Annotated in this window: 13 protein-coding genes; 10 read left to right on the top strand and 3 right to left on the bottom strand. The window is 45.0% G+C overall.

Features of this window, described 5'->3' with window-relative positions; all coding sequences use genetic code 11:
* Positions 1-282: 282 nt before the first annotated feature.
* Positions 283-1,812, bottom strand: a complete 1,530-nt coding sequence (gene guaA / locus LZG72_RS13955) for a glutamine-hydrolyzing GMP synthase (RefSeq protein ID WP_233873210.1) — start codon at positions 1,810-1,812, stop codon at positions 283-285.
* Between the two features lie 290 nt (positions 1,813-2,102).
* On the opposite strand from guaA, the gene LZG72_RS13960 reads away from it, so the two are divergent.
* Positions 2,103-4,544, top strand: a complete 2,442-nt coding sequence (locus LZG72_RS13960; protein WP_233873212.1) for an outer membrane beta-barrel family protein — start codon at positions 2,103-2,105, stop codon at positions 4,542-4,544.
* A gap of 116 nt (positions 4,545-4,660) precedes the next feature.
* On the opposite strand, the gene LZG72_RS13965 is transcribed toward LZG72_RS13960, so the two are convergent.
* Complete coding sequence (locus LZG72_RS13965; protein ID WP_233873215.1) at positions 4,661-5,851, bottom strand: phosphoglycerate kinase; 1,191 nt, start codon at positions 5,849-5,851, stop codon at positions 4,661-4,663.
* Between the two features lie 214 nt (positions 5,852-6,065).
* On the opposite strand from LZG72_RS13965, the gene LZG72_RS13970 reads away from it, so the two are divergent.
* Entirely contained in the window at positions 6,066-7,787 is a 1,722-nt protein-coding gene (locus tag LZG72_RS13970) for a VRR-NUC domain-containing protein (protein WP_233873405.1), read from the top strand.
* On the opposite strand, the gene LZG72_RS13975 is transcribed toward LZG72_RS13970, so the two are convergent.
* On the bottom strand, positions 7,774-8,583 hold the full coding sequence (locus LZG72_RS13975; protein ID WP_233873220.1) for an endonuclease/exonuclease/phosphatase family protein: 810 nt from the start codon (positions 8,581-8,583) through the stop codon (positions 7,774-7,776). The genes LZG72_RS13970 and LZG72_RS13975 overlap by 14 nt on opposite strands.
* Positions 8,584-8,640: 57 nt before the next feature.
* Here LZG72_RS13975 and LZG72_RS13980 point away from each other — a divergent pair, with 57 nt between their 5' ends.
* From LZG72_RS13980 to LZG72_RS14015, 8 genes are all read left to right on the top strand, one after another.
* A complete protein-coding gene (locus tag LZG72_RS13980; protein WP_233873223.1) occupies positions 8,641-9,963 on the top strand; it encodes a pitrilysin family protein in 1,323 nt (440 codons plus the stop codon).
* Positions 9,964-9,994: 31 nt separating this feature from the next.
* Positions 9,995-11,371: a pitrilysin family protein gene (locus tag LZG72_RS13985; protein ID WP_233873225.1), complete on the top strand. Its 1,377-nt coding sequence runs from the start codon at positions 9,995-9,997 to the stop codon at positions 11,369-11,371.
* A 112-nt stretch (positions 11,372-11,483) separates the two neighbouring features.
* Positions 11,484-12,335 (top strand): sugar phosphate isomerase/epimerase, encoded by an 852-nt coding sequence (locus tag LZG72_RS13990; RefSeq protein ID WP_233873228.1) that lies wholly within the window; start codon positions 11,484-11,486, stop codon positions 12,333-12,335.
* 71 nt (positions 12,336-12,406) lie between these two features.
* On the top strand, positions 12,407-13,363 hold the full coding sequence (locus tag LZG72_RS13995) for an isopenicillin N synthase family oxygenase (protein ID WP_233873230.1): 957 nt from the start codon (positions 12,407-12,409) through the stop codon (positions 13,361-13,363).
* Between the two features lie 58 nt (positions 13,364-13,421).
* Positions 13,422-14,564, top strand: a complete 1,143-nt coding sequence (chrA, locus tag LZG72_RS14000) for a chromate efflux transporter (protein WP_233873408.1) — start codon at positions 13,422-13,424, stop codon at positions 14,562-14,564.
* Positions 14,565-14,630: 66 nt separating this feature from the next.
* Complete coding sequence (locus LZG72_RS14005; protein ID WP_233873233.1) at positions 14,631-14,873, top strand: UPF0175 family protein; 243 nt, start codon at positions 14,631-14,633, stop codon at positions 14,871-14,873.
* A gap of 75 nt (positions 14,874-14,948) precedes the next feature.
* The gene (locus tag LZG72_RS14010; RefSeq protein ID WP_233873235.1) at positions 14,949-17,909 is read left to right on the top strand and encodes a glycoside hydrolase family 3 N-terminal domain-containing protein; all 2,961 of its coding nucleotides are present in this window, start codon (positions 14,949-14,951) and stop codon (positions 17,907-17,909) included.
* A 61-nt stretch (positions 17,910-17,970) separates the two neighbouring features.
* Positions 17,971-18,297: a DUF721 domain-containing protein gene (locus tag LZG72_RS14015; protein ID WP_233873238.1), complete on the top strand. Its 327-nt coding sequence runs from the start codon at positions 17,971-17,973 to the stop codon at positions 18,295-18,297.
* Positions 18,298-18,347 lie beyond the last annotated feature (50 nt).

Below are 18,347 nucleotides of genomic sequence, written 5' to 3' on the forward strand. Positions count from 1 at the left end.
ACTAATGACCGACAATTTAAAGGCTAAATTGTAGTCACGCTGACTACGCTTCTTTCTTGATAATGAGACACTTCCCATAATAAGTTGAATTTGTGTCAACTTATTTTAGGACTAGACATTTTTACAAAGCAAAAAAGCGGACTAAGGTCCGCTTTTTTGCTTTGTAACCTTTCCCTCATCCCCATCTCACATCTCACATCTCACATCCAATCATCTCACATCTAATCATCTAACATCTAACGCCTAACATCTAACATCTCACTTTCCACATCCCACAAGCTCCTATTCCCACTCAATTGTTGCCGGCGGTTTGGATGAAATGTCGTAGACAACGCGGTTAACACCTTTTACCCTGTTAATGATATCATTCGATACTTCGGCTAGGAAATCGTAGGGTAAATGCGCCCAATCGGCTGTCATACCGTCTACAGAAGTCACAGCGCGTAGTGCTACCACACTTTCGTAAGTTCTTTCATCACCCATCACTCCCACACTCTGAACCGGCAGGAGCATCGCCCCGGCCTGCCATACTTCTTTATATAAATCCCATTTCCGCAATCCTCCGATAAAAATAGCGTCGACTTCCTGCAAAATCGCAACCTTTTCCGGCGTGATTTCTCCGAGGATACGGATGGCCAGACCTGGTCCCGGGAATGGATGACGTCCAAGTATTTTAGGATCTATCCCTAATGTGCGACCTACTGCCCGAACTTCATCTTTAAAAAGTGTATTAAGCGGCTCCACCACTTTCAACTTCATAAAATCAGGCAACCCGCCCACATTATGGTGCGACTTGATCGTGGCGGAAGGTCCTTTAATAGATACGGATTCTATCACATCAGGGTAAATCGTACCCTGACCAAGCCATTTTACTTCCTCAATCAAATGCGCTTCCTGATCAAAAATATCGATGAATGATTTCCCGATCGCTTTACGTTTGGATTCAGGTTCCGAAAGTCCGGAAAGTGATTGGTAAAAGTGAGATTTTGAATCAACACCTTTGATATTCAACCCCATATCCTGATAAGAATGCAATACCTCAGCGAATTCATCTTTGCGGAGCAATCCATTATCCACAAAAATGCAGTATAGATTTTTGCCAATCGCCTGATGCACCAGGGTAGCAGCAACCGTAGAATCAACCCCGCCAGAAAGGGCCATTACCACCTTATCATCGCCTAGTTTTTTGCGAAGACTGGCAACGGTTTGCTCTACGAAGGATTCAGATGTCCAATCTTGCCTGCATCCACAAATTTTGGCTACGAAGTTGTACATCAGCTTTTTACCTTCGGTTGTATGCGTAACCTCGGGGTGAAACTGAATGCCGTATGTCAGCTCATTCTCAATTTTAAATGCGGCAACTTTCACCGATTCCGTCGATGCGATGACATGAAAGTTTTCGGGTGCATGAACAATCGTATCGCCATGAGACATCCAAACCTGCGAAGAATCCGAAAGGCCGGCCAGCAAAGACGAGTCGGTATCGTCGATTCCCAGACGGGCACGGCCGTATTCACGATGTTGAGAAGGTTTTACATCGCCACCCAACTCCTGGGCTAGTAACTGCGCACCGTAGCAAACGCCTAAAACAGGTACCACTTTACGGAATTTATCAAGATCAATTCTCGGAGAATCGGCGTCCCGGACAGAACAAGGGCTTCCTGAGAGAATAACGCCTTTTATATTTGGAGTAAGATAGGGGTAATTATTGAAGGGGTGGATTTCACAATAAACATTAAGTTCACGGACACGTCGCGCTATTAATTGGGTGTACTGTGAACCAAAATCTAAAATCAGAATTTGTTCAGTCATATATAATGCTATCTAAGTCGCAAAGGTAGGGAGATTGCCCGAAATCAAAAAACTGGCTTCATCATCCGATTGTCTCTCACACAGCTATATCGACCACTCAAACTTTTTTTCTCGCCTCGAGCAACTTTCCTTCTTCCCTTTGTATCTATAAAACGGATCCCAGACACACACAAGCCGCTTATATAACAGAAAAACCACTTATGTAATCTAAGGTTCTATGTTATACCAAGTACTTACATTTGCAATGTACTGAAACAGAGAAACAGTGCATTGACCACAATTTATTAGCCATGAAAATTTTATTTAACCTAACTGTAGCCCTGCTACTGACTGGAAGTTTTGCGTTTGCACAAACCCCTGCGAAAGGAAAAGTATCTGGTTCTATCTTGGACGAAAAATCCCAGCCGTTCCCGTTTGTGAATGTATTATTGCTACAATCCGCTGATTCTGTTCTTGTTAAAGGACTGGCCGCCGACGAGAATGGTAAGTTCACATTCGATCAGGTTGCGCAGGGTAAATACCTCGCATTGGTTTCGATGGTAGGATATCAAAAAAGCTACACCGATGTTTTTACTGTAACCGATTCGCCGGTAACTCTCCCGACCTTCAATCTAAAAACAGATATTCAGGCTTTGAAAGAAGTTACGGTTGTTGCTAAAAAACCTTTTATCGAACAGGAAATCGATCGCACGGTCGTGAATGTTGAAAACAGCATCGTATCGGCCGGCGCCACTGCTCTTGAAATTTTAGAACGGGCTCCCGGCGTAACGGTCGATCAGCAAAACGAACAGCTTAAACTCAGGGGTAAAGAAGGTGTCATTGTACAAATTGACGGAAAACAAACTTTTCTGTCACAACAAGAACTGATTAATCTTCTTCGGAACACGCCCAGCGATAACATCGAAAAAATCGAGCTGATCACCAACCCTTCCGCGAAATACGATGCAGCAGGAAACTCGGGGATCATCAACATTAAGATGAAACGCAACAAAAATTACGGTACCAATGGGAATGTAAACCTGGGAGTCGCACACGCCAAATACGGCCGCGCCAATGCCACCGCGACGATCAACCACCGGGCAGGGAAAATCAGCACGTTCATCAATGGTGGCGCTTTTTTGAACAAGGGTTTCAACAACAACGACATTTACCGTTCTATTCCGTTTGAAGACAAGGTCACCATTTTTGATCAGCGCACCGAGCGCATTAACAAATCCGAATACTACAATGTGCGCGCCGGGCTGGATTATTTCGCCACCAGCAAAACAACTGTCGGTGTCTTGGTTTCCGGATTTTACAACAGTTACAGCAACCCTTTCGGACAAACAAATACACGCATATTAGACGAAAATCTGATTCTGCAAAGAACATTCCGGACCAATGTTTACAATGGCGGGACTATGAATAACATCAGCACCAACGTCAATTTTAAACATCAGTTTGATGATAAAGGGAAAGAGATGACTTTCGATGTGGATTATGTCAATTATGGAGGTAAAAAGAGCAGCAACCTCGACACCCGCTACTACAAACCGAACGGACAAGAAGATGGAAGCCCTGAAACGGTCCGCAATAACATGCCGTCGGACATCAATATCGCAGTTGCCAAACTGGACTACACCCAACCACTTTGGAAAGGAAAATTTGAAACCGGACTGAAAGGCAGCTTCGTGGCTTCTGACAATAACATGGTTTTTGAAACAAAAGCAGATGACTGGGTGCTGGACCCGACACGTTCAAATCGTTTCAAATACACCGAAAATGTGAATGCAGCTTACCTGAACTACAGCGGCGCCATTTCGAAAAAAGTAAAATATCAGTTGGGGTTACGCGGAGAACACACGCATTCAATCGGTAACTCGGTGACCTTGAACCAGAAACGCGACCGGAACTATGTCAATCTTTTCCCAAGCGTGTTCCTTTCAAATCAGCTGGACACAAACAATGTCCTGAATCTGAGTTACAGTCGTCGCATCGACCGTCCCAATTACCAGTCACTTAACCCATTCGAATTTTACCTGGATCCATATACTTTCCAAAGAGGTAACCCGAATCTTAAACCACAGTACACCAATTCATTCCAACTTGTACACGTTTACAAAAACTTCCTCAACACCACACTGGCTTATAGCCGCATTAAAGATATGATCGCTGACGAGCTGCCTCAGCAGATCGCCTCAGAAAACAAAACCTTTGTAACGTCGGATAACCTCGATAACCAGGACAATGTAAGTCTTACGATCTCATTTCCGATTAAAGTTGCCAAATGGTGGAATGTACAGACCAACTTCACGGGTGTCTACAATCATTATAACTCGATTTATCTGGAAGAAAAACTGGAAATCAAACAAGCTTCGTGGAATATGTTCGCGAGCAATCAATTTACTATCACAAAGCAATGGTCCGCCGAGCTTTCCGGATGGTATAATAGCAGAGCGTTCTACGGCTTGTATCAAGCCAAACCAATGGGAATGGTAAATGCAGGTTTACAAAAGAACATCTGGAATAAAAAAGGCACCATCCGTCTGAATGTAAATGACATTTTCTGGACTAACCGTTTCCGCGGTCGGGCGATCTACAAGGACATCGATTTCCATGTAAAATCGCAGTGGCCAAGCCGCCAGTTCAGATTGACTTTCACATATAATTTTGGTAACCAGAATGTGAAAGGCGCCCGCCAGCGCAACACCGGATCTGATGATCTTCAGAAACGGGCAAACGGCGGAAGTTAGTAGGAATTCCGGTCCAACGGGCCCGTGTTCATAAATTAGTTAGGTTTGTTATACAGAAAATCCATCCCGCGGTGTGCGGGATGGATTTCTTTTTTATTCAAAACCTTATTTACAAGTTAAGCTTCCAAAGCTGCAACGCCCGGAAGTACTTTTCCTTCCATGTATTCGAGCAATGCGCCGCCGCCTGTTGAAACGTAACTCACGCGGTCGCCATAACCTGCATTGTTGATCGCGGAAGCAGAATCTCCGCCGCCGATCAATGAGAATGCGTCGTTTTCTTCCGTTACCGCTACGACCGACTGTGCGATTGCATTGGTACCCTGAGCAAAATTCGGGAATTCGAAAACACCCATCGGACCGTTCCAAAGTACGGTCTTCGAGTTCTTGATGATCTCGGAAAAAATCTTGATGCTTTCCGGACCGATATCAAGTCCCTGCCACTCATCCGGAATTTCACCAGCTTTTACAATTTTACGCTCGGCGTCATTGCTGAACTTATCCGCGATCATCGAATCAACCGGCAAAATCAGGTTAACACCCTTATCTTTTGCTTTTTGAACCAGTTCCAATGTAAGATCTTGCTTGTCAGCCTCCAAAAGTGACTGTCCAATGCTTCCACCTTGCGCTTTGGAGAAAGTATATGACATTCCGCCGCCGATAATGAGGTTATCCACCTTATCGATCAGACGTTCGATAATCAATATCTTATCAGAGATTTTCGCACCGCCCATAATGGCCGTGAAAGGTCTTTCCGAATGTTCAAGTAGTCTTTCTGCATTGTCGAGCTCAGCCTGCATTACGTATCCGCAAACCTTGTCTGCGAAAAACTTACCGATCACAGCTGTGGAAGCATGTGCACGGTGAGCCGTTCCGAAAGCATCCATTACCCACACATCACCGAGTTTGGAAAGCTTTTCGGCAAACTCCTCATTTCCTTTTTCTTCTTCTTTGTAAAAACGAAGGTTTTCAAGAAGCAAAACTTCTCCCGGATTTAAAGCTTCCGCAAGTGTCGTGGCGCTTTCTCTAATGCAGTCGTCCGCAAATTTTACCGTTTTCCCCAGGATCAGGGAAAGTGGATTTACAAGGTGTTTCAGGGAATATTTCTCAGTCGGCCCATCTTTCGGACGTCCCAGATGAGACATTAAAATAACGGAACCTCCGTCGTTAAGAATCTTACTGATTGTGGGAATTGTCGCACGGATACGGGTATCGTCCGTGATTTCAAATTTGTCATTTAGCGGGACATTAAAATCCACGCGGACCAAGGCTTTTTTGCCTGAAAAATCATAAGAATCTAATGTAGTCATGGGCGGTAAAATTGTTTTCCATAGGTAACAAATGTAATCCAATTTCTTTATTATATACTATCTTATCGAGAAAAGACGGCATTCGTAATAGGTATAATGCAATTTTTGCTGTCAATTTTTCTATAAAACAACAACTTAACCAAATTTTAATAATCCGGATGTTATTGGTAATTTTAGTTTCTTAAACGAAAAGAATATTACCGTTTTGAACGACGTGCTACCGGATCCATTTGTGCAGAATAGTGAGTTCCCGACGGATCTTCCTCCCAAATATTACCACGATTATTTCAACTATGTCCTGGACTTCGTTAAGAAGAGATATGCTCATATTCTGACGGAAACGGAGGCTGGTTTCCTGGAAAGCTACGAGGCACTTTCCGAGGATGCGCAATGCCTATTTATCCGGTTCAGCAATCGGAGCAAATCCTTTTTCAGGGTGAACAATGTCTCCTACTCTGAAATCGCCGACATGCCCGCGATTTTAAATGAACTGCTTGAAAACGGCTTTATTGAAACGATCTGCGAAGCCCACGAAAAACGCTTTGCCGAAATCATCGATCTTTTTACAAAGCCTGAACTGCTGGTTTTGACCAAACTGCTCGAACCGGATGTAATGCCTTCGAAAAGCATTAAGAAAAACGACCTGGTGCGCTGGCTTCTTCACACGTACGAATTCCATGTATTGTGCGACATCATTTCACAAATGGAGCCGGTCGTGAAAGTGACTTATGAGGCGGAGGTTATGCTCATGAAATTCCTGTTTTTCGGAAACCGGAATGCCGATATGACGGAATTTGTGATCCGCGATCTCGGACATGTTCGTTTTCAGTCTTTCGACGATCAGCATTTGTCTATTCAGTTTGAAACTCGAAAAGATGTGGATGATACCTTGATGATTTCGCTTTTGAAGGAAACTTTTGACGAGATCAAACAGGAATTGCCGCCGGAAGATATTTTCGACTGGTTTATGAACTGGCAGGCAGGAAGTGCGTCGGACCTCAGCCAGAAAGCGATCCCTTCTTTTAATGCATTCATTCTGAGAGTAAGTGCGTGGCTCGAACGCAAAAAAATGCTTTCGCAGGCACTCAGCATTTACCAGCTCACCAACGATGCGCCCGCGCGCGAAAGACGGGTGAGATTGCTGTACAATCTTGGTGAAATCGATGAGGCGTTGGCGCTTTGTGAAGAAATCGCTGAAAATCCGCAAAATGCCGACGAACGTTATTTTAGCAAGGATTTTTACGATCGCATTAAAAACAAAAAAAGCCGGATCATCAAACGGACGACGCAGGCGCTGAAAGCTGCGGAAGCCATCGAAGTATCGGTTTTATTTCGGTATCAAGTCGAATATGGCGCGCTGGAATATTACCGCGCGTTGGGCTACAATGCGTTTTTTAGCGAAAATGAACCGTGGCGGGCATTATTTGGTCTGCTGTTTTGGGACATTATATATGATACCAATGTGCAGACGATCCATAATCCGTTCCAGCGCATCCCGACCGATTTCTTCCTTCCTGATTTTTATTACAAAAGATCAGCTCAGTTAAAGGAACGTTTGCAAGCTGCACATTCCAAAGAAATTATCGACGAAATGGTCAGCCAGACTTTTAAAGACATGTATGGCATTACCAACGTTCTGGTTCCGTGGTACGATGGCGCGCTGGATAAAGTTCTGACATTGACCTCGTTGTTGACTCCCGAACAAATCCGGCTCATTATGCTCGAAATGGCATTGAACCTGAAAGAAAACACGCGCGGTTTCCCGGACATATTGGTTTGGAACGAAACGGAATATGCCTTTATCGAGATAAAATCCCCGACGGACCATCTTTCTTCCAGACAGTTGCACTGGCAGCATTTCTTCGCCGAACATGGTGTAAAAAGCCGGGTAGTGCGTGTGAACTGGATTAAGGATGAGCTAATTAGTCCAATGTAAATTCGGCGGTTACGGGCAAATGATCCGACGCATATTTTTCATCAATTACCTTTGTATCAGACCCTTTCAGCCTTTTTCCTTTTAGATACATAATGAAGTCGATGGTTTTATTCGGCGTTTCAACCGGGATCGTCGGCTTGCATTCTGTACATGTCCGGGTGAAATACTGATCGAAATAACCGATCACCTGACTTTCAGGAACTGCATTGAAATCTCCCGCGAGGATTAATGGCAGCTTGGTTTTCCCCAGATGCTTCATCAGCGTTTCGGCCTGCAAAAGCCGGTTTGGTTCTTTCAAACCCAAATGCGTGCTCGCAAAGATTATCTTCTTTTTATTTGGTAAAATCACCGTCACGGCAGCTACGGTACGGTTTTCTTCTTTCAGTTCCGGATGAATGGGAAGGTCATATCGCACCGAATCCACGATTGGGAATTTAGATAAAACTGCTACTCCATAATCCCCGCCGCCATGATCGATGGCTTTTGAAAAATAAAACCGCATCCCTGTTAATTGAGCAAGTTGTTGTGCCTGATTTTTACCTTTCCCCGAACGCTCCGTATTCACATCCACTTCCTGCAATGCAACAAAATCCGGCTTCTCTGCATTGATCACTTTCGCAATCGCCTCAACGTCAATCTTGTCTCCGGCCGATGGCGGATTACAGTGGTGAATATTATAAGTCATGACCTTGAACCGCTGTTCTTTTGGAAAATCACGATCCCCACTTTTTTCCGGATTTTTCGAATAAACGAAACCGGACAGTACCATTAAGACGCAGAAAATGCTACTTTTCATCGTATTTTTAAAGGATTTAGAATGAATGGAAAATCAAAAATAGAAACAATGTCATCAATGAACCTGAGAAAATTTTTACTGATTGCCCTGCTTGCGGCCGGTTTCGGCACAGGTTACGCACAAACCAAACCCGAAGATGTCAAGACTTTTACATTACCCAATGGAATGAAATTCCTGGTCCTCGAAGACCATTCCATTCCCAATGCGAATATGTACATTTTCTGGAAAGTAGGATCCAGAAATGAAGTCCACGGCATTACCGGACTTTCCCACTTTTTTGAACACATGATGTTTAACGGTTCAAAAAACTACGGACCGAAGCAATTTGACCGGGTAATGGAAGCCAATGGCGGTTCCAATAATGCATATACCAATGAAAATGTAACGGTTTACACCGACTGGTTTCAGAAAGATGCATTGGAAACGATCTTCAAACTCGAATCGGACAGGATCGCAAACCTGTCCATTGATCCTAAAATGGTAGAAAGCGAACGCGGAGTTGTGCTTTCCGAGCGCAGTACCGGACTGGAAAACAGCAATTACAGACTTCTTGGCGAACTTGTTCAATCGGTTGCTTTTCAGGAACATCCGTACATGCTGCCAGTGATCGGTTTCGAATCGGATATTAAAAGCTGGACGCAGCAAGACCTTGAAAATTATTTCAAAACCTATTATTCACCCAACAATGCAACGGCTGTGATCGTCGGCGACGTAACGTTGGAGCAGGTGAAAAAGCTGGCCGACCAGTACATTGAGCCGATCGCGTCACGCGGGTTACCTCCTAAAATACGGACGGTGGAACCTCCTCAAAACGGCGAAAGAAGAGCTACAACCTACAAGGATATCTCAACGCCCAATATCATGATGGCCTACCACGTGCCGGAAACCAAACACGAAGATTATTACGCGATCGACCTGCTGAGCAGTTTGCTAACTTCCGGAAATTCGTCACGACTAACCAAATCGCTCGTCATGGATTCCACACTTGCCACTCAGGTATCCAGTTTTACGGACCAGAGTTTCGATCCGAGCCTGTTAGTAATGTACGCGATTGCCGGAAATAATGTCTCCGCAGATCACCTCGAAAAAGCCATTGACAGACAAATTGAATTGGTTGTAAAAGAAGGTGTAACGGATAATGAATTGCAAAAAGTAAAGAACCAGAAGTTGATGGAATTTTACCGTACACTTGAAACGATCAACGGAAAAGCGAATAGCCTGGGAACGTACGATGTGTTTTTTGGTGATTATAAAAAAATGTTCGAAGCACCGGAATTGTACAAAAAAGTAACCAACGAAGACATCAAACGCGTAGCTGCTAAATACCTGAGCAGCCGCAACCGGACAGTAGGCTATCTGCTTCCCGAAAAATCGAAATAAGGCTTATCGCTATTAAATCAAGTCATACCTGATGAAAAATATTTTTATAGTCTTCCTTGCATTCATCTCTGCGAATGCATTTAGCCAGAGCAGCTTTAAAGTACCGAAATATGAAAAGTTCAAGTTAAAAAACGGACTGACGGTTTACTTAATGGAACAGCATGAAGTTCCATTGATCAATGTTTCGGCTGTTTTTGATGCGGGATCGATCCACGATGGCGAGCGTTTTGGGCTGGCAAACCTCACGGCCGATGCATTGCTGTTTGGTACCAAAAAATACACCAAACCGCAGATTGAAGAAATGATCGATTTTGTAGGGGCGAGCGTGAATACATACGCTGCGAAGGATATGGCGGGCATTACTTCTTCGTTTGCGGTGAAAGATCAGGAAAAACTGTTTGACATAATCCAGCAAATGTTGCTGCATCCGGTTTTTGATCAATCAGAATTTGACAAATATCGCGCACGTACGGTCCAGCAATTGATCCAGCAAAAAGAAAGCCCGCGAGCCGTGATCGGTAACTACTTTAATGCATTTGTATTTAAAAATTTCCCGTATGCCAATCCGGACGCGGGAACGAAGCCAGCTGTTGAAAAACTAAATGCGGCTGATGCAAAGGCTTTTTATGAAAGTAACTACACGACCGGGAAAGGCGCCATTGCGGTGGTAGGTGATTTCAAAACCGCAGAAATGAAAACCCGGATCACCAACCTTTTCGGGGGCTGGAAAACGGCTGAATCCCGAATGATCAAACGCGTGGCACCGGATCTCGATTTTGATAAAAGCCGGGTGTTACTGGTCGACAAACCGGATGCGCGCGAAACTACATTTCTGATCGGAGGAAAAGGAATCGATTATCTTTCAGCAGATTATGTACCCGTTTTAGTGATCAATACCATTTTGGGCGGACGGTTTACTTCCTGGCTCAACGACGCGCTTCGCGTGAACTCGGGACTTACTTATGGGGCAAACAGCCGTTTCAGCCGAATGAAATACGCAGGTACTTTCTCCATCAACACATTTACAAAAAACTCCACGACCGTTCCCGCGATCGATATGGCGCTGAGCGTGCTGGACAGTCTGCACAAAACCGGGATCAATGAGGAAATTCTTTCATCGGCTAAATCCTACGTAAAAGCCAGCTTTCCGCCCGCCTACGAATCGTCGGGCGCATTGGCGCGATTGCTGACGGATATGTTTGTCTACAATTTTGACGAAAGTTTTATCAACACATTTCAGGCGAAAGTGGACGGAATGACGACCGCGAAAGCGAAGGAAATCATTGATACCCATTTTCCGAAAGACAAGCTGCAATTTGTTCTGATCGGAAAAGCGGACGAGATACGGGACCAGGTTAAAAAGTATGGTGAGATCAGCGAAAAGCAATTGAAAGCGGATGGTTTTTAAAGCCAGAAATGACAGGTAATCATTAGTTTGAGTTTGCGGCGGATCAAGTAGTTTTTAGAATATCCGCTGCTTTTGCTCAAAAGTATCATTCAATTTTTAACAACCTTTTGACATGAAGAAACTTACGAAAATGGTATATTTTGTTCTCTCTGTTTTGATCTCTTTTGAAACGCTGGCGCAGAAACCCGTATACACCAATCCCATTGGGATGCAGGCGTATACCTTCCGTGGAAGCTGGGGCAATGGCATTGAAGCAACACTCGATACGATCAAATCATTGGGAGTGACGGAAATGGAAGGCGGCCCGATTAAAGGCATAACCACTGAGGAACTGCGTAAGCAACTCGACAAACGCGGGATTAAGATGGTGTCTATCGGTGCCGATTATAAACAAATCGTGGCCAGCACCGCGGAGACGATCAAAAATTGCAAGATACTGGGCGCAACGTATGTGATGGTCCCATGGATCCCTCATAATGGAGCATTTACCCTGGAAAATGCCAAACAGGCAGTTACTGATTTTAATAAAGTGGGCAAAGAGCTGAAAGCGGCCGGCATAACCTTCACCTACCACAACCACGGCTACGAATTTGAGCCGTATGAGGACGGAACCCTATTTGATTACATTGTGAAAAACACAAATCCGGAATATGTCAGTTTTGAAATGGACGTACTCTGGACCGCATTTCCCGGCCAGGATCCCGCGAAATTACTGTTAAAATACCCTACCCGATTCAAACTCATGCACTTGAAAGATTTGAAAAAAGGCGTTGTCGGAAATTTGTCAGGTGGTACGCCTACTACCAACGACGTTGCGCTCGGAACCGGTTCGATCGACATTCCGGCGGTTTTGAAAGCTGCGAAGAAAGTGGGGGTTAAGCATTATTTCATCGAAGACGAAAGTCCCTCGTATCTGAAACAGATTCCTGTAACGGTTGCTTATATTAAAGGTATTAAGGAGTAATTTGCGTTGGTAGACGTCCTGGACTTGGCAAGTCTTTAAGACTTACCAAGTCTACGAAAAAACAAACTAATATGGAACCAGCACTTCTCAACCAGGTCCCGTCGCTGGATCTGGCAGATTACACATCCGGAAATACGCAGCAGAAAGAAAAATTCGTAGCGGATCTCGGTGCCGCATTTACCAACATCGGTTTTGTGGCCATTAAGAATCACGGACTTAGCGACGATTTGCGTGGTAAATTGTATGATTCGGTTAAAGAGTTTTTCTCCCAACCGGAAGAAGTGAAAAGGAGATACGAGTTCCCGAACCTGTTTGGCCAGCGTGGTTACATTAGTAAAGGAAAAGAAACAGCAAAAGGCTTTAAGGTGGCGGATTTGAAAGAATTTTACCACGTCGGCCAGCCCGAGCCTACGGGTAATATGCCATCGAATACATTTCCGGAAGAGGTACCGGATTTCGAAAAGTATACTTTGGAAGTTTACCGGACTTTTGAGAACACGGGAAAGACATTACTGCGCGCCATCGCCATTTACCTGCATTTGCCGGAAGATTATTTTGAAGATAAAGTCAAAAACGGCGATAGCCTGCTTCGTGCATTGCATTACTTCCCGATCCCGAATCCTGAACTGGTGGCCGAAGGCGCCGTGCGCGCCGCTGCCCATGGCGATATTAATCTGATTACCTTGTTAATGGGCGCCAGCGCCGAAGGTTTGGAGGTTTTGAGGAGAGACGGACAATGGATCGCCATTACCGCATTGCCCGACCAGATTGTAGTAAACGTGGGCGATATGCTCGACCGGCTTACGAACCACAAACTAAAATCCACCATTCACCGCGTCGTAAATCCTCCGCGCGAGAAAATGGGAACGTCACGCTACTCGATTCCATTTTTCATGCATCCCCGCGCCGATATGGACCTGACCTGCCTGGAAAGCTGTGTCTCGCAGGAGTATCCGAAACTTTATACCGATATGACGGCCGGAGAATTTCTGGACGAGCGTCTGAGGGAATTGGGATTGAAAAAATAATCGGTAAAAACTCTTGGCTTATCCACCCATTCGCCGGTTTCGCTACATCATTTACCTGATGGATATCCTGTTGTTATCACTCACTGCTTTTGGCGGTCCGCAGGTACATTTAATGATGATGATCGAAAGATTGGTACGGAAAAGGAGATATATCACAGAAGAGGAATTACTTGAATTACAGGCACTTTGCCAGGTTTTACCCGGCCCCAGCTCCACGCAGACGGTAACTGCCATTGGTTTAAAAATCGGTGGACAGCTTCTCGCCTACCTCAGCCTGATCGTCTGGTCGATCCCCGCCATGGTACTTATGACGGTCGCGGCGATCGGGATACATTACCTGGAAAGAAATTCCATTTCATTGTCTTTTACCAAGTTTGTAGGTCCAATGGCGGTTGCATTTCTGATGTACGGTGCCTCCGCCATCGCGCGAAAAGTGATCCATAATGCACAAGGCTGGACATTTCTGATTATTTCGACCATTCTGGCATATCTGTATCCGTCACCATATATGACCCCGGTGTTGATTATTTCGGGTGGCGTTGCGGCTTCCCTGAATTTTAAAAAACATGAGAAAATGGAAAAAGGGCCAATCCGGATCCGTTGGCGGCCGATCATTTTCTGGATATCCGTTTTGATTGCTGCGGCGATTATTGGTAAAATCACCAATTCCCTACCAGTCAGGCTTTTTGAAAACTTTTACAGGAACGGAAGTCTGGTTTTTGGCGGCGGACAGGTACTGATTCCGATTCTTTATAATGAGTTCGTCGAATTTAAACATTACCTCACCGACCAGGAATTCCTCGCAGGAATGGCGCTGACGCAAATCGTGCCGGGCCCCGTTTTTTCCATTGCCACCTTCGTGGGAAGTGTATCTCTCCAATCGGAGGGCTGGACAGGCCAGGTTATCGGCGGCTTTGTGGCTACTGCCGGAATATTTCTTCCGGGCACCTTTTTCATTTTTTTTGCCTACCCTTTCTGGGATCAGCTCAAAAAATACCGGGGCATACGCGCATCGCTGGAAGGCATCCACGCCGCCAGCTGCGGGCTAACTATTGCGGCAGCCATTTCCCTTTTTCAACCCATGATGACCAACTGGCAACCTCTGTTCACGGTCATTGTTACCTTACTGGTTTTAACCTTCGCCAAGATCCCTTCGTACCTCATCATCCTCGCCGGGTTAGTCCTCGGCCTCATTTTCTGACACCTTTTTCTTGAAGGCAAAACTGATTTCTATGTGTATATTTACCAGACACTTTAACTATTGGTTATGCTGCTGGAACTTGATGATCAAATTGTGCAAAGTACCGGACTTACTCCCGAAGAACTGAGAATTGAACTGGCGGTACAATTGTACGAACAGGGTAAAATTACGGTTGGACAAGGAGGAAGAATGACCGGAATGGGTTCAATTCGATTTCAGCGTGAGCTTGGAAAGAGAGAAATTGTATCGTCCTACGATAAAGAGGATCTTGATTCAGATCTCAATACGCTTAGCAATCTCTTCCAGTGATCGTCGTAAGCGATACGTCCGTTGTTAGTACCCGCTGAAAATGAATCTAACATTAATAAAGATTAGCATATAAGAATGAAAAATACCCTTCTGTTACTCCTCTCTTTTTCCCTGTTTGCTACAAGTTTAAAAGCCCAATTAAATACATCACCCACTTTTCTGCATAAAAACCAACAATGGGTTGATTCTGTTTTTGCGACGCTCACGCCTGATGAACGCATTGCCCAGCTCATTATGATCCCGGCGGTTTCGGATGTAAAAAGGGCTTTGATTGATCCTAAGGCGAGTAGTCCCGCGATGGTTGAAAAACTGATCCGGGAAAACAAAGTCGGAGGCGTAGTGTTTTTTCAGGGCGGCCCCGTACCTCAGGCAAGACTGACCAACCATTATCAATCCATTTCGAAAGTACCGTTGCTGGTAGCCATGGATGCCGAATTCGGGCTGGCCATGCGGATTGACAGTACCGTGCGATATCCCTATCAAATGACGCTGGGTGCGATCCAGGGGAGTAACGAGCTGATTTATGAAATGGGGGCTCAATTGGCGAAACAAGCCAAAAGATTGGGAATGCATATCAATTTCGCGCCGGTTGCCGATGTCAACAACAATCCCGATAATCCGGTGATCAGCTTCCGCTCATTTGGCGAGAATAAATACAAAGTAGCCGACAAAGCGGTTGCCTACATGAAAGGAATGCAGGATAATGGCCTGCTTACCAGCGCAAAACATTTCCCGGGCCACGGTGATACCGGAACCGATTCGCATTACGACCTCCCGCTGATCTCCCATAACACAACGCGCCTCGATTCGCTGGAATTATATCCATTCAAAGCATTGATCAGCAACGGGATCAGCGGCATTATGATCGCCCACCTGAGCATTCCTGCGCTGGATAAAACGCCGAATCTACCCTCGACACTTTCAAAACCAATTGTAACCGATGTTCTGAGAACAAAACTGGGTTTCGACGGTCTCATTTATTCCGACGCCATGAATATGAAAGGCGTTACCAAATATTTCCCTGATGGTAAAGCCGATGCAATGGGCCTGGAAGCTGGAATGGACATTCTGGAATTCACCGAAGACGTCACCAAATCCATCACCGAGATCAAAAAAAGCATTGCAGAAGGAAAAATTACGCAAGAGGAAATTGATTATCGTGTTAAAAAAGTGCTTCACGCGAAAGCCTGGGCCGGGCTTAATCACTACAAGCCTGTAGACCTCAACAATTTATACGAAGACCTTAATCCAAAATCCGCTGAACTTGTAAACCGGTTGCTCACCGAGCAAGCCCTGACGGTTTTGAAAAATGACAATGCACTCTTGCCACTTCGGGCACTGGATACGTTGAAAATCGCATCCGTTTCGATCGGCGCCGATACCATTACTACCTTTCAAAAAACACTTGAACTGTATTCGACTGTTGACCATTTTTTCATTCCGGCAAAAGCAACGGAAACCCAGGTTGCCGATTTACGCTCCAAACTGAAAAACTATAACCTGCTGCTCGTGGGAGTGCATTTGGGTAGCATTTCTCCACGCACCAATTATGGTTTGACGGATCAAATGAGCGCCGTTTTGCAGGAATTAATCGCTACGAATAAAGCAGTTGTCTCGATTTTCGGAAATCCCTACGCATTGAACAAAATCCAGAAACCGGAAAATGCAAAGGCATTGGTCATGGCGTATCAATTGACACCCTACACGCAGGATTTGTCTGCCCAGTTGATCTTCGGCGCCATTCCGGCAAAAGGAAAATTGCCTGTGATGGTGAATGCGACATTTCCTTATAATGCAGGCATCGAAACGCCGGCGATCGGCCGACTCAAATACACCATTCCGGAAGAACTCGGACTTGATTCAAAAATCATCACATTTAAAATCGACTCCATTGCAAATCTGGCGGTTACAGAAAAAGCGACACCTGGCTGCGTAGTGCAGCTGGCGAAAGACGGGAAAGTGTTTTTTAGAAAAGCTTATGGCAAACATACGTATGAAGGTAACCAGAATGTGAAGCTCACTGACCTGTATGACCTCGCGTCCGTCACCAAAATCACAGCTTCGACTTTAGCATTAATGAGCTTGTACGACCAGAAAAAATTCGATCTGGATGCGACTATGAAGGATTATCTGCCTGATTTTGCCAAATCAAATAAAGCCGACCTCGAATGGAGACGCGTGCTGACGCATAGTGCCCGTTTGAAAGCATTCATCGTTCTCTGGAAAGAAGCTCAAAATCCCGACGGAAGCTGGAAAAAGAAAACATTCAGTACAAAGCAGTCGAAACGCTATCCTACATCTGTGGTCGGCGACAGTTTGTTTATTTTCAAAAATTATGACCAGACTATTTTCCACGCCATCCGCGATTCTCCACTAAATGAGAAAGAAGGCTATGTGTACAGCGATTTGTCTTTCATTCTTTATCCTCAAATTGTAAAAAGCCTGAGCGGGGAAAATTTTGAAGATTACCTCAAAAACCATTATTACCATAAACTGGGCGCGAATACGCTGACATTCAACCCGAAACGGTTTTACCAACTGGAAGACATTGTGCCAACCGAGAAGGATACGTTTTTCAGGATGACGCAGCTGCACGGCCAGGTGCACGACGAAGCAGCGGCTATGTTAGGCGGACTAAGCGGACATGCCGGCTTGTTTGGCGATGCGAATGATGTGATGAAAGTTTGGCAAATGTATCTGCAACAGGGGTATTACGGGGGCGAGCAGCTTCTTAGCAAAGACGCTCTCATTGAATTTACCCGTTACCAGTATCCCGAAACGGGAAGCCGCCGGGGGATCGGATTCGACAAACCTACATTCAAATACTCGGGTAATGCGCCGAAATATGCGAGTCCATCCAGTTTTGGGCACACAGGTTACACCGGAATTATGACCTGGGCCGACCCGGCGTGGAAATTAAATTATGTATTTCTGTCGAATCGCGTGTATCCGACCCGGGAAAATTCGAAGATCTCGACGCTTAATATACGTACCTCCATTATGGACGTCGTTTATCAGGAACTGTTGAAAAAGTAGGGAGGCGTTCTGGTGCCTAAAGTTTATCTTTCTAAATTTGTCCGACTCACCTTACTCTATTATGGCACAACACTATCGGTTCGACAAAGAAAAAGCGTCCCGGCGCCCGGGCGTCACGCCATTAAAGGATGCGATCGAACAGATGCTGGACAAGTATCGTATCCGCAACCGTTTTGATCAATCCTACGTGGTAGCGCATTGGGACAAAATCATGGGTTCTGCGATTGCCACCCGGACCAAAAAGGTTTACATTAAAGATCGGACACTGTTTCTTCAGATCGAGTCCGCCCCATTGCGCAGTGAATTATTGCGCGCCAAATCAAAGATCATCGAGCTGATCAACAGAGAAATGAATAGTAGTCTGGTTGATGAAGTGGTGTTTATCTGATTTTGATGAAATTGTAAATTGTATAAATTTGTTGACAGGCTAATTACAAC

The sequence above is a fragment of the Dyadobacter sp. CY323 genome (assembly GCF_021390245.1).
GTDB lineage: Bacteria > Bacteroidota > Bacteroidia > Cytophagales > Spirosomataceae > Dyadobacter.

Excerpts from the sequence above, each read along its gene's own strand:
- guaA (WP_233873210.1), bottom strand. The coding sequence starts at position 1,812 with ATGACTGAACAAATTCTGATTTTAGATTTTGGTTCACAGTACACCCAA.
- LZG72_RS13960 (WP_233873212.1), top strand. The coding sequence starts at position 2,103 with ATGAAAATTTTATTTAACCTAACTGTAGCCCTGCTACTGACTGGAAGT.
- LZG72_RS13965 (WP_233873215.1), bottom strand. The coding sequence starts at position 5,851 with ATGACTACATTAGATTCTTATGATTTTTCAGGCAAAAAAGCCTTGGTC.
- LZG72_RS13975 (WP_233873220.1), bottom strand. The coding sequence starts at position 8,583 with ATGAAAAGTAGCATTTTCTGCGTCTTAATGGTACTGTCCGGTTTCGTT.
- LZG72_RS13980 (WP_233873223.1), top strand. The coding sequence starts at position 8,641 with ATGAACCTGAGAAAATTTTTACTGATTGCCCTGCTTGCGGCCGGTTTC.
- LZG72_RS13985 (WP_233873225.1), top strand. The coding sequence starts at position 9,995 with ATGAAAAATATTTTTATAGTCTTCCTTGCATTCATCTCTGCGAATGCA.
- LZG72_RS13990 (WP_233873228.1), top strand. The coding sequence starts at position 11,484 with ATGAAGAAACTTACGAAAATGGTATATTTTGTTCTCTCTGTTTTGATC.
- LZG72_RS13995 (WP_233873230.1), top strand. The coding sequence starts at position 12,407 with ATGGAACCAGCACTTCTCAACCAGGTCCCGTCGCTGGATCTGGCAGAT.
- chrA (WP_233873408.1), top strand. The coding sequence starts at position 13,422 with ATGGATATCCTGTTGTTATCACTCACTGCTTTTGGCGGTCCGCAGGTA.
- LZG72_RS14005 (WP_233873233.1), top strand. The coding sequence starts at position 14,631 with ATGCTGCTGGAACTTGATGATCAAATTGTGCAAAGTACCGGACTTACT.
- LZG72_RS14010 (WP_233873235.1), top strand. The coding sequence starts at position 14,949 with ATGAAAAATACCCTTCTGTTACTCCTCTCTTTTTCCCTGTTTGCTACA.
- LZG72_RS14015 (WP_233873238.1), top strand. The coding sequence starts at position 17,971 with ATGGCACAACACTATCGGTTCGACAAAGAAAAAGCGTCCCGGCGCCCG.